This window comes from Acidovorax sp. GBBC 1281, assembly GCF_028473645.1.
Lineage (GTDB): Bacteria > Pseudomonadota > Gammaproteobacteria > Burkholderiales > Burkholderiaceae_C > Paracidovorax.
Genome location: NZ_CP097269.1, coordinates 3,545,419 through 3,557,510, shown reverse-complemented (window position 1 = coordinate 3,557,510; position 12,092 = coordinate 3,545,419). Strand labels below are relative to the sequence as shown.

At 61.6% G+C, this 12,092-nt stretch carries 10 protein-coding genes and 2 tRNA genes; 9 read left to right on the top strand and 3 right to left on the bottom strand.

The window, feature by feature from the left end:
- Positions 1-83: 83 nt before the first annotated feature.
- The 6 genes from M5C96_RS16605 to M5C96_RS16580 all read left to right on the top strand — a co-directional run bounded on the left by M5C96_RS16605 (position 84) and on the right by M5C96_RS16580 (position 6,705).
- A complete protein-coding gene (locus tag M5C96_RS16605) occupies positions 84-2,381 on the top strand; it encodes a type VI secretion system Vgr family protein (protein WP_272564224.1) in 2,298 nt (765 codons plus the stop codon).
- Positions 2,382-2,389: 8 nt separating this feature from the next.
- On the top strand, positions 2,390-3,502 hold the full coding sequence (locus M5C96_RS16600) for a DUF2169 family type VI secretion system accessory protein (RefSeq protein ID WP_272564223.1): 1,113 nt from the start codon (positions 2,390-2,392) through the stop codon (positions 3,500-3,502).
- Positions 3,499-4,671, top strand: coding sequence for a hypothetical protein (locus tag M5C96_RS16595; RefSeq protein WP_272564222.1), 1,173 nt, complete (start codon positions 3,499-3,501; stop codon positions 4,669-4,671). The genes M5C96_RS16600 and M5C96_RS16595 overlap by 4 nt, the downstream gene beginning before the upstream one ends.
- A complete protein-coding gene (locus M5C96_RS16590; RefSeq protein WP_272564221.1) occupies positions 4,668-5,654 on the top strand; it encodes a hypothetical protein in 987 nt (328 codons plus the stop codon). Before M5C96_RS16595 ends, M5C96_RS16590 begins: the two co-directional genes overlap by 4 nt.
- A gap of 19 nt (positions 5,655-5,673) precedes the next feature.
- A complete protein-coding gene (locus M5C96_RS16585; protein ID WP_272564220.1) occupies positions 5,674-6,033 on the top strand; it encodes a DUF4150 domain-containing protein in 360 nt (119 codons plus the stop codon).
- Between the two features lie 72 nt (positions 6,034-6,105).
- Positions 6,106-6,705, top strand: a complete 600-nt coding sequence (locus M5C96_RS16580) for a hypothetical protein (protein ID WP_272564219.1) — start codon at positions 6,106-6,108, stop codon at positions 6,703-6,705.
- Here the strand turns inward: M5C96_RS16580 and M5C96_RS16575 are convergent.
- A complete protein-coding gene (locus M5C96_RS16575; protein ID WP_272563777.1) occupies positions 6,702-7,796 on the bottom strand; it encodes an IS630 family transposase in 1,095 nt (364 codons plus the stop codon). The genes M5C96_RS16580 and M5C96_RS16575 overlap by 4 nt on opposite strands.
- Before the next feature lie 94 nt (positions 7,797-7,890).
- Here M5C96_RS16575 and M5C96_RS16570 point away from each other — a divergent pair, with 94 nt between their 5' ends.
- Positions 7,891-8,178 (top strand): HigA family addiction module antitoxin, encoded by a 288-nt coding sequence (locus M5C96_RS16570; protein WP_272564218.1) that lies wholly within the window; start codon positions 7,891-7,893, stop codon positions 8,176-8,178.
- 3 nt (positions 8,179-8,181) lie between these two features.
- Here the strand turns inward: M5C96_RS16570 and M5C96_RS16565 are convergent, their stop codons facing one another.
- Together M5C96_RS16565 and M5C96_RS16560 are read right to left on the bottom strand one after the other, a co-directional pair.
- The gene (locus M5C96_RS16565) at positions 8,182-9,045 is read right to left on the bottom strand and encodes a phage integrase N-terminal domain-containing protein (protein WP_272564217.1); all 864 of its coding nucleotides are present in this window, start codon (positions 9,043-9,045) and stop codon (positions 8,182-8,184) included.
- Between the two features lie 849 nt (positions 9,046-9,894).
- Positions 9,895-11,202 carry an STY4528 family pathogenicity island replication protein gene (locus M5C96_RS16560; RefSeq protein WP_272564216.1) on the bottom strand — a complete coding sequence of 436 codons (1,308 nt, stop codon included), beginning with the start codon at positions 11,200-11,202 and terminating at the stop codon, positions 9,895-9,897.
- Between the two features lie 530 nt (positions 11,203-11,732).
- Between M5C96_RS16560 and M5C96_RS16555 the strand changes: the two genes are divergently transcribed.
- Together M5C96_RS16555 and M5C96_RS16550 are read left to right on the top strand one after the other, a co-directional pair.
- Positions 11,733-11,806 (top strand) — tRNA-Cys (locus tag M5C96_RS16555).
- Between the two features lie 123 nt (positions 11,807-11,929).
- Positions 11,930-12,005 (top strand) — tRNA-Gly (locus M5C96_RS16550).
- The last annotated feature ends 87 nt before the right edge of the window (positions 12,006-12,092 follow it).

The following is a 12,092-nucleotide window of genomic DNA, read 5'->3' as shown; positions in this document are numbered from 1 at the left end:
GTAAAAATTTCCGGACTTTCCGCACAGCGATATATGATCGCGGCCATTTCAATGTAACGGTCCGATACACGGGCCTGCCAAACATGACCCGCAGAGTCACGATCCAAACGCCCCTGGGAGAGCAACTGCAGTTCCGGCAGTTGCAGGGCAAGGAAGCTATCAGCCAACTGTTCTGTTTCGACCTTGATTTGTTGAGCGACAGCAAAAACATCGACCCGAAGGCCTTGCTGGGCAAGAACGCCACGGTCGTGGTGGAAACGCAGGGCGGCGGCCGGCGCTACCTGGACGGCATCGTCACCCGCTTCGGCATGCAGGGCGAGGACCACCGGTATTACTCTTACCGCCTGCGCCTGCAGCCCTGGCTGTGGCTCGCCACCCGCAAGACCGATTTCAAAATATTCCAGAACAAGACCGCGCCGGAGATCGTCGAAGAGGTCTTGGGCAAATACGGCTACCCCCTGCAAAAGAAGCTCACCCGCAGCTACCGCAGCTGGGACTATTGCGTGCAATACGGCGAGAGCGATTGCGACTTCGTGTCCCGGCTGCTGGAGCACGAAGGGGCGTACTACTACTTCGAGCATGCCGCGGGCCAGCACACCCTGATCCTCGCCGACGACATCGTCGCCTCACACAGCCCGCTACCGGGGGCGGCGGTCATCCCGTTTTATCCCCCTGAGAAGGCTGTGGTCGCCGACAAGGAAAACATCCACGCCTGGGAACTGCACCAGGCGATCCATTCGGGCCGGCACTACAACGACGACTACGACTTCCAAAAACCCCGTGCCGACCTGTCCAACATGCGCCAGACCCCGCCGGGGCACGCGCACGACGCCCACGAAGTCTACGAATGGCCGGGCGGCTACACCCAGTTCGGCGATGGCGAAGCCTATGCCCGAGTACGCCTGCAATCGAGCCTCACCGGCCAAAGCACCGTCCGGGGCCAGTCGCGCCACCGGGCGCTCGCCCCCGGCTACACGTTCACGCTGGAGAACTATCCGCGGGACGACCAGAACCAGCAGTACCTGTTGACCGGCATCGAATACCACTTCAAGGAAAACCCCCGGGTCAGCGCCGCCGCGCCCGGCCCCAAGGGCACGCCGCAGGAAGAAGGGTCCTTCCAGAAGTTCACCCTGCAAGCCCAGCCCACCAGCTTGCCCTACACGCCTGAGCGCACCACGCGCAAGCCGCGCACCACCGGCCCGCAGACCGCCGTGGTGGTGGGCCCGCCCGGCGAGGAGATCTGGCCCGACCAGTACGGACGCGTCAAGGTGCAGTTCCACTGGGACCGCATCGGGGCGATGAACGAGAACTCCAGTTGCTGGGTGCGGGTATCGAGCAGCTGGGCAGGCTCGGGCTTCGGGGCCGTCTTCATTCCGCGGATCAACCAAGAAGTCGTCGTAGATTTTTTGAATGGTGATCCGGACTATCCCATCATCACCGGCTGCGTCTATAACGCCGACAACATGCCGCCGTGGGCGCTGCCGGGCAACGCCACGCAATCGGGCATCAAGACCAAATCCAGCAAGGGCGGAGCCTTCGGGGCGGGCATGAAAGATGGGGCGGGCGATGCCAACGCCATCCGCTTCGAGGACAAGGCCGGGGCCGAGCAGCTGTGGCTGCATGCGCAGAAGGACCAGTTGGTGGAGGTCGAGAACGATGAGACCCATTGGGTGGGTCGGGATCGGCAAAAAACCATCGACCGGGACGAGACCAACGTCATCCACCGCGACCGGACGGAAACGGTGGACCGGAATGAGGACATCACGGTCCACAACAACCGAACCGAGCGGGTGGACCATGACGAGAAGATCAGCATCGGGGACAACCGCCGCGAGGACGTCGGTATCGACGAGACGGTGAGCATCGGCAAGAACCGGACAAAAACCATCGGTCGCAATGAGAAGGACAAGATCGGCAACAACTGGTCGATCAAGGTCGGCAAGTTCAAGACCGAAACCATCGGCATCGCCTCCATGCAAAACGTGGGCATCGGCCGCATGGAAAACGTGGGCGTGGTCTATAACCTCAACGTCGGCGCGATCATGGCCACCATCGTGGGCAAGACCCAGACAGCCAAGATCGGAGCCGACAAGAGCACCACGGTGGGTAAGAAATACGAGCTGACCGTAGGCGGCGGTTTTGGCGGCGTACCCGGAGGTGATGGAAATGCCAAGCACATCCAGGCTCCCAGCGATGAGGGAAGCGGGAGCGGCGGTAGCACGTCCAGCATCACCATGGAACCCGACAGCATTACCTTCAAGGTAGGGCAAAGCATGATGGTGATGAAAGCTGACGGCACCATCACCATCAACGGACAAGACATCGATGTCGTCGGCTCCAAGCACATCGGCGTGGAATCCAAACGCATTGATCTGAACTGAGCGGCGCCATGAACGGTCCCGACTTGCTGATGCCTGCGCCAGTGCAGGCGGCTCCTCTGGCGGAGGTGCGCAACCACACTGCCTTTGAGAGCCAGTATTTCCAGATGCTGGACACCAGCGATGAAGTGTTCCATGTGCTGGTGAGCCGCATCACCTATGACCTCACGCGATTGGCCGACGACCGCTCCCCGCAACTGGCGCTGGCTCAAGCCCCCTTGATCGACGCGGACCGGTTCTACGGGTTGCCCAATACCAGCAGCTGCATCCAGGAGAGCGATTACGCGCCCTACAAGCCGCAATGCGACATCCTTTTGGCCAACGCAACAGCCTATGCACCTGACGGCCAACCTCACCAACGATGGCCGGTGGGCGTGCGCATAGGGGATTGGCAAAAGGTGCTCGCGGTCACCGGGCCGCGCCAGATGAAGCGCGGTTTGCTGGGTTGGAAGGTCACCGAGCCGGAAAAAGTCAACCAGGTGCCTTTGCGCTGGAAACTGGCCTACGGTGGTACCTGCCAATGGCCCCAGCAACTGGCGGAAGGTCACAACCCGGAAATTTGGGCACCCTACGACCCCAATCCCATCGGCTGCGGCTGGGTGGATAAGGCCTGGCTGAAGAAGAGCCATGTCAGCGAAGTCCCGGCACCTCAGATCGAAGTTTTCGATCTGCATTTTGATGCCAATGCAGCCAATGCCATGCGTTACGCCCCAGTCGGTGTGGGACCAGTGGGAAAATGGTGGAGCCCCCGAAGGCAGAAGGCCGGCACCTATGATGCAACGTGGAAAGAAAGCCGGTGGCCCCGTCAGCCTCTGGATTTTGACTTCAGCTACTGGAATTGTGCCCCGCAGGACCAGCAGATTCCTTACCCTCGAGGCGGAGAAGAGATCGTCTTGGCGGGCCTCACGCCGGAACAACGCCTTTTCCAGTGTCTGCTGCCCAAGCCTGCGCTGCATGCGGTGGTTCGCCTGCAACTAGGGCCTGTCCTGCCGCTTCCCATGCGGCTGGATACTTTGGTTTTCGACCTTGAGGCAATGACGCTGAGTTGCATCTGGCGTATCCACGTGGCGGCTCAGTTTGGCGTGCGTGTGCTTGAACTCAGAAATGGGACGGCACCCATATGAGTCCACCGCTTCCATTCTGGTCCGAGGACACGCCCGCGACGAAAACGGCGCGGGTGAAACCCAACGATTTTGCGCGTCCGGGTCCCATCGGCAATTGCGTCGGATGCATTCTGCCCAAGACCAGCCCCTCTCTCAGTGAGCCCAACGACCAGCCGGAGACAAAGGAAGAGAGTTGGTGGGAGTGGTTCAAGCAAGGCGTCAAGGACGCCGCGCAATACTACAAAGACAACCTGTCGGAACCACTGCACGAATTCGGTGCGAATGCCATGGACACGGGCGGCAAGGTGGCGATGGCGGGAGGGGTCACAGCAGCAGCCGGTGGCGCAGTGGCCGCCACGGGGATTGGAGCGCCAGTCGGCGCGGGCATGGCGACCGTAGGCGGTGCTACCGCCACGGCGGGCGGTGTCGTCGCTGGTGTGGGTGCCGGTACAGACTCGGCCGCCACCGCATTGGACAGCGCTGCGGACTGGGTGATCACGGGCGAGACGCCGGACATGGTGCAGCCTGCCCTGGAGTTGGGCGAGCGATTGCTGACCGGCATGGTGCTCAAGAAAGTGCCGGGCGCAGGGACTGGCGCAAGAAGCCAGAAAAGCAATCGGACCGGCGGGGCATCACCTCCCCCTGGAGGATACATACCGGGCACGGGTGGCCCCTGCATTGTTGGCACCTACGATGACATCCGCAATAAATGTGGTCCGACCCAGCAAGCCCACCACATCATCCCCGACACCTTGGCCAGAACCAGCAACCGGGCTCAAGGCAGCAAGGGCATCGGACGCATCCCGGGCATGGCGACCTTCGGCGGCGGGCCGTCGATCTGCCTGCAAGGTAATGCTCGCACGGAGGGCTCGGAGCACAATACAGCGCACCAGTGCGACGACGAGTTATGCCAGGCGGCGAAGCGAACGGATAACGGCCCCGTCGGCACCCTGCCGGTCAGCGAGGCGGTGCCGGTGGCAATGAAAGCTGCTATTGCGGCGAGGCCCGATTGCAAAGCACAGATTGAAGCCGAGGTCCGGAAAGCGTATCCCAATTTCGAAAATGATAATCGCTCCATGAATGGAGCGGGTAAGCCACCCGAAGGTGATGCAAAGGCGCATCTGGAGAATGGCGGGACCACAAACGACAATAACCGTAGACCTCCCGCAGGAGGAAGAAGGAAGCGATGAGCGCGGAACTTACTTTAACAACAGCCATGGTTTTAACTGGTGACAGCGTATATATTGCTGGCGCAGGCGATGCATTGGAAAACTTTGCGCAATTTACCCGGATAGTTCGTTATGACAGCAACTGTGAACCTCGGTGGGGAAGAAATGATCAGGACTGGCGTGCGGTTTCCCTAACGTATTTTGGCCCTCAAGACGAAGTTTTCGATGACGTTCTAGTTCTTTCTGAGGAAGGGGATGTTCGTTACATTGGTGATCACGACCCACTATTAGAGAAAATCCCCGGCGCTGGCGTTTTCAGCGCTGATGCCGAAGGCTGGGGATATCTGGCCGATATTCAGCAGATAGGGGACTGTCTCTATGCCTGCGGGTACAAAGGGCAGGTTTACAAGCGGCATGGGCCGAACAACTGGCAGCACATGGATGCGGGCTTGTTGCAGGACACCAGAACAACCAGAGAGCAATGCATCGCCCTGTCGGTCATCAATGGCCCGCATGAAAGCGCGATCTATGCCGCAGGCTATCAGCACGCAGAATGGTTACCGCCCAAAGCCTTCTTCTTCGATGGTGCCCAATGGCGCGAGATCGAGTTGCCCCCGGTGGCAGACCGCATCGTCAATATGTACGTGGAGTCGGAGGCACGCATCTGGATGTGCGGGTCCAATGGAACCTTGCTCCTGGGCAATGCCGAGGACGGGTTCAAGAGCCTGTCGTCGGTCGATGACAACCAGCTCTTCACATCGGTGTGCAAGTTTCAGGACAAGATATATCTGGCTTCCAATATGGGCCTGTTTGTCTATGATCCGGCTGATCACGGCGCAGGTATTCAGAAGGTAGTGACCGATTTGCAGCCGGATTTGCAGGATGCCAACATCGTGGACAGCTACGACAAAGTCCTCTGGTCCATCGGACCCAAGGACATAGCCCGTTTCGACGGCAAGCGGTGGGAGCGGATCGACCATCCGGACAATCTACCCATTCGGTAATCGAACAATTCTCAATACCATGGCCAATGAAACCGCGACCGCCAAAGACGCACGGTTCGTGCTGGTGAACTTGGTGCCGGACGTGTGTCTGACGCCCAGCAAGAAGGGCTATCCCGTTCCCTATGTGATTACCCACCAGATGGACCAGAGCGAGCAGTGTTCGCCCAATGTCTTTTTTCGTGGCAAGCCCGCTTATCTACATAATGAGAGTTATGTGGACAATGTGCGTGGAGATGAGCCAGGTGGAGGTAAAGGTGTCGTCAGTGATACCCACGTGCAAATCAGCCACAACATCGACAAGAGCGCCAGCGTCTATGTGAATGGTCGCCCGATCGTTCGAACAGGCGATCGCGTTTGGATGAATTGGCGAAAGCCGTAATTGACGACGACACTGGACAATATGCGACATGCCTGTGCCGGATTGGCGCGATTAACAGGCTGGACCCGGATCATGAACATGAAACCTTTTGCGCCAGATGGAGAAAATCCTCTCTTGCAAGGTATGTACGGCATTTGCCGCAGTTACATCAAGAAACTGGGCCTGCCGGTGTGGATCGTGCGTTTTCGACGCGATAACCGCAATGTCGGCTTACGGTATTTCTACGATCACCGTTACCCCAGCTCCGAAGCCGCGTTGGAAGCCGCCAAGCTCTACCGTAACGAGCTTTTGTTGACCTACCCGCCGGTGCCCAGCCGGTTGGTTCGTCAGCGCCTCATGAAGAACAACACCAGCGGTGTTGCTGGCGTCACTCTCGTTCGCACCACGACGGGCGATTACTGGACGGCAGCCACTCGGTTGCTTAGCGGCAAAACATTGACCAGCCGGTTCGCCGTCAAAATCCATGGTGAAGACGTGGCCAAGCGGCTCGCTATAGCAGAGCGCTATCGGCAGTTGCAGCAGGTGGACTACCCCCGACTTTGCGATCCGCAGGCCATGCGGTTCTTCATCGATGCCGGGCCGGTGCCAGCCGTTCGGTTCATCGAAACAGGCGGCGACGCCGTACCCGGAAGCCCAACTGAGATATTGGGGCAGCCAACCGATAGAGCCTAGTGTCCTGTCCCGTTAATTCGCCCGCATAGTCTGGCGAGTTTTTCGAGGATGGAGTCTGCTGTAGCTGTCCAAGTAAACGGCTGGCAGGACTGGTTGTAATTCGCGATGAATGTGTCGATCTTGTTGATCAGATCCTTCACGCTGGTGAACGAGCCACGGCGGATTGCCCGCGTGGTGATGATCGAGAAGAAGCGCTCGACCTGATTGAGCCAGCTTGAATAGGTCGGAACGAAGTGCATGTGCCAGCGAGGCCGCTCGGCCAACCAAGCGCGCACCTTTGGATGCTTGTGGCTGGCGTAGTTATCAGCTATGCAGTGCACATCCAGTTCGTCGGGCACTGCCTTGTCGATGGCGCGCAGGAAGGCAAGGAACTCTTGATGACGATGCCGGGGCCGGCACTGCGCGATCACTTGGCCATTCATCACGTTCAGGGCCGCGAACAAGGTGGTGGTGCCGTGGCGCACGTAGTCGTGCGTGACACCTTCGACATAGCCAAACCCCATTGGCAGCATCGGCTGCGTACGCTCCAAAGCTTGGCATTGGCTCTTCTCGTCCACGCACAGCACCAGCGCGTTGTCAGGTGGGTTCAGGTACAGCCCCACAACGTCGCGCAGCTTCTCGATGAACAGCGGATCGGTCGACAGCTTGAAGCTGTCGGCCCGGTGCGGCTTGAGGTTGAAGGTCTGCAGATAGCGCGCCACCGTGCTCTTGCTGATGCCCGTATCGGCGGCCAGCGTGCGGGTGCTCCAGTGGGTACCCCCATCAGCAGGCTTGGTGTGCAACGTCTTGGTAATCAACTCAGCAACACGCTCGTCATCTACCGTGCGGGGGCGACCCGGGCGCAACTCGTCGTAAAGCCCTGCAATGCGATGGCGCGCATAGCGCCCGCGCCACTTGGTGACAGTGCTACGACTGATCCCCAGAGCCTGCGCAACCGCGGTGCTGGCTTTATCTGTGCCTTCGCAAGTCAGCACGATGCGCGCCCTGAGCGACAACGCCGCTGGCAGCGAACGTGATCGCGCCATGGACGTCAGTTCCGCGCGCTCCACTTCACTAAGCGCAATTTCTGTTCGGGTCGTTGCATTGGGCATGGCGGCACCTCAAGGATGGCCCGAAACCATGCAGCTATCGTGCCTGCGAATTAACGGGACAGGACACTAGCAACCCATCGACCCAATCACCACCATGCCCATGCACAACCCGCCCCATCCCGGAGCCGCACTGCGCGAAGACGTGCTGCCCGCCCTCGACCTGAGCGCGGCGGCACTCGCCCAGCACATCGGCTACTCGCCCCTCCTGCTGTCCTCGATCCTGAACGGCCACGCGCCGATCACCGCCGATCTGGCACACCGGCTGGAACTGTCCGGCCTGGGGGCTGCACGCCAGTATCTGGCCGAGCAGATCGCCCATGACCTGTGGCACGCCCAGCAGCAGGCGCACCCCGCCATCACGCCGCTTGCCATCAAACCTTAGCCGCTACCGCCCCAGATACACCGCCGTGATCTGCACCCGCTCATGGCCCAGTTCCCGGCTGATCGTCTGCCGGGCCTCGGCATCCTGAACACGCTGCGCCGGGGTCAATAGGCGGGACGTGGGCCCGCCGTCTGCGGGCGCGGCCCAGCCCGTCAGCGCCGCATACCGCACCTGCGCGAACCGATGCCGCAGCCCATGCATGTGACTGAGCCCTGCCGCCTTGCACTGCCCGTCATAGACATGGCGCTGCTGGATATAGGTCTTGTGCGCCGGGATCAGCGAACCTGCCCCGGCCAGGGCATGTGCCGCATCGAGCACCGCACGCTGCTGCGGCGTCGTGATCGGGATGCAGCGCTCGCGCCCGCCCTTCGTCCATGACCCCTTGAGCGCCACGTGATCGCCCCGGTCCGCATAGCCCGGCTGGAACTTGATCGCTTCCTCGCGGCGCAGCCCGAACGCCTCCTGCAGGCGCAGGCTCATGCGAACATGGGCATCGCCCACCCGGTCCAGCCCATCGCCCAACGCGCGCGCCTTGCTCTCCTGGCGCACATGACGGCGCTCCGCGATCCCCAGCTGCGCATTGTCCGCAGCGATGAGGCCCGCCTTGCCCACCTTCTCCGCCCACCAGCGCAGATGAGCCAGGCGGTTCTTCAAAGTGCCCGCCGACAGCCCCTCGGCCTGCCAGCGTTCGAGCAACGCGTCCACATGCCGGCCCTTCAGCGAAGACGCCCGCATCTGCCGAAACCCCGCCTCGCGCAAATGCCGGGCGGCCAGCGACAGCGAACGCTGCCGGTCCGCCTGCGTCGCATGGCTGCCGTCGCGGTTGCGCTGGCACAGTTGCCGCAGCGTATAGGTCAGATCGTCCATCGAAATCCTTTCGCTTTGCGTGCCAGCGAGGGCGGGTTGGGGGCAGGGTCAATGGGTCGTCGCGTCTGAGGGCAAATCCGGTCAGTGTTGATGCCAATCCGCCGATGGCGGAATCCCCGAAGGGCCAGGGCCAGGTGCTCAGAACACCTCTTGCCTCCGATGAGGCACCCGCCTCGCTTCCTGTGGGAAGCCGGAGCGGGGGAAACCGGCACAAGGCCGGGATGACGCATGCGAAAACGCCGGGATGAATACCTCCTGTGAAACTGAAGAACGGGGGGATGAAAAAAACCGATGGGCAGGCTGCGCCAGACCGAGGACAAAGGCATGACCGCGCGGCGTGCGCCGGGGCCGGTGAAGCGGACAACGCACACGCGGTGCGGGTTGGAGGGAGGAAGGCAGAGAGCCGGATGGACACCCTGCCACGGTAAAAAACAGGCTCTCCCCATGGGCCGGGGCGGCGCGCGCGACGAGCCGGTGCGTGCCAGGACGGTTCCACCCCCGATGGGGGCGCAGCGCGTGCGGGAACCTGCGCTGCTTGCGGGCCGCCGAATGGGTACGGCGGGGCAGTTGCAACGTGAGCGGTGCATGGGAAATTGCACCCGTTGCTCCGGTGTTGGAAACCCGCCGGAAGGTCACCGCTGCGCCAGTATGCCGGGCCATCGTCATGCAGGCCGCAGGCAATGCGATGCTGCGCCAGACCGTATTGTTGCGGCAGGGGGCCGGGTCGTCACTGCGGTGGGCAGTGACGACCCGGCTGCGGCAGCGCTCGATCATCGGGGGGGGGGGCACGCCGGGCGCGCCAGTCCGGCTGACCCCGGCGTGTCGGTACGGCAGCGCGAGCCTGGAGCGCTATGCACCGGACCATCCCATGGCCGGAATCGGTGCGCATGCGAGCTGCTGCGGCAGGCCCGTGTCGGGCAGCCCGAGATTGGCGCGAATCTTCGCGCGCCATGCCCGCGCCGCCTCGCGCACGGCCGGCGTGACCTGGGGGGCTTGCCTGCGGTTTGCAACCGGGGAAGAGGCAGGGACGACAGGCATGGGGCGAGGCGGGGCCGCATCGGGACGTGCCGCCGTTCCGATTGGCGCAGCAGATGCGCAGGCCGGCTTGTCCGCGCATGCAGCACTGGCCCGCGGCTTTGCCGCAAAGAGACGGAATTCACCCTTGATCGCCCTGCCGATCAGCGCAAACAGGTAGCCCACCGGCCGCAGCACCTTGCCGAGCAGGCAGCGTGCGGACCATTCGTCCAACACCTCCTGTTGCCGGTCGGGGGCCACCCGCCGCAACTGGCGCAGTACATCGCGCTGCTGGTCTGCGGCGAGCGCGCCGAAGGAAGCCGGCAGATCGAGACCGCCTCCATCGGCCCGGTTCGGGACGCCGTTCGGGCACGGTACGTAAGTATTATTTTTATTTATATTTTTACGTACCGTACGCGCGAGCGTGTGCGCGAGCCGCCCGTGCGACCGGCTTTGCGGGTTGTCGCGGGGGGGCTCCTGTCCGGGTGGCCGGTCCAAGACGGCAAGTTCGCTGTCATCGCCGCCGCAATCACCGCAACCGCCTTGCGGATCTTCATCATCATCATCGCCGCCATTCTCGCGCCCATCGTCCTGCTGCCGCAGTGCCCCGGCATGGGCGATCAGGTGCTGCGGGAGCCGTGCGAGGTCTTCGGGGTGTCCCGCCAGATCGCGCAACGCCTGCTCGGCAATCTGGCGCACCGTGGTCGTCGGATGGTCCAGCGCGTGGTCCAAAAGGCCGATCCACGTCAGGTCACGCCCGAGCACTTCCGCGAACGACAGTGGCCGGGTATGGACGACATAGTGGTTCACCCGGACCCTCCCGGTCAACGGATTGCGGATGTGTGCATCGATGTGAATCCAGCGTGTCAGCCGCAGGATGGTGAGGCAGCGCGAGACGGTCTCACGCGAGGCCAGTTCGCGGTCGGGGACGCAGGACAGGAACTGTTGCAGTTCGGCATAGGTAACGCCGCTGACGCAGCCGTTCGGATCGGCACCAGCGTGCAGGATCATCCAGGCATTGCGCTCCAGCGGCATCACGCGACGGTCGCGCAGCAGGGCGAGCGGCACCGGGAGCAATGGCAGCTGGGTGGATACGTCGCCGCTGGCGATGGTGACGGCCTTGGAAGGCTCTTGGTTCGTCATGTCGGTTCTCCTGATGGCATCGGCGATTCGCCGGACGCCGCCATGAAGGACGACAAGAAGCGCCGGGGCAGCGAACAATGCGGACTGCGACAAACCCGGTTTGTCGCAATCGGGGCTGTGGTCGGCATCCGCAGATGCAGCGCGCGAGGCGCGACCGAGACCCACAGTCGCCCAAGGCCACCAAACCAATCGATGGTGCAGCCCTCGGTAGCGTGCCATGGAAGAACTGGCGCAGTGTCCGCGCAGCGCAAACTCGGAGGTGGCGGTGGGTTAGGCCAGCCGTCCTCGCGCGAGGCCATCGGAAAACCGGACCGCAGAAGACCGGCGTGGCGGTCGATGGAATCCCATGGGACGAAAAGCCTTGCCAACATCCGGCAGGTAGTACACAATGCAGTCCGTTCAACAGCGAGGTGTTCCCAGAACCCATGTTGAATCAACGGCTTAGGAAAAAAGCGGGTAGCTTGTTACCCGCTCCAATTTCCAAAAAAGGGGAAGCACAGCTTCCCCTTTTTGCCAAGGGAAGCAGGTTTGGCGCGGTAGCAAAGCGGTTATGCACCGGATTGCAAATCCGTGTAGGTCGGTTCGACTCCGGCCCGCGCCTCCAGCACTGATCGCGAAAGCGGTTTTGATGCACTGAACAAGAAAATTCGGGTGTTCTGGTTGAGTGGTTAAAAGTGGTGCTATAATTTGAGTCTTGCTAGGTTGGTGCAAATCAATCCGGCGACATGCGGGAATAGCTCAGTTGGTAGAGCGCAACCTTGCCAAGGTTGAGGTCGAGAGTTCGAGACTCTTTTCCCGCTCCAATTTATGATCTACAGACTTCCACTGACGTCTGTAAGTCGTTGAAAACAGGGGCTTTTGCCCCTTTTTTCATTCCAGTGACGTCTATT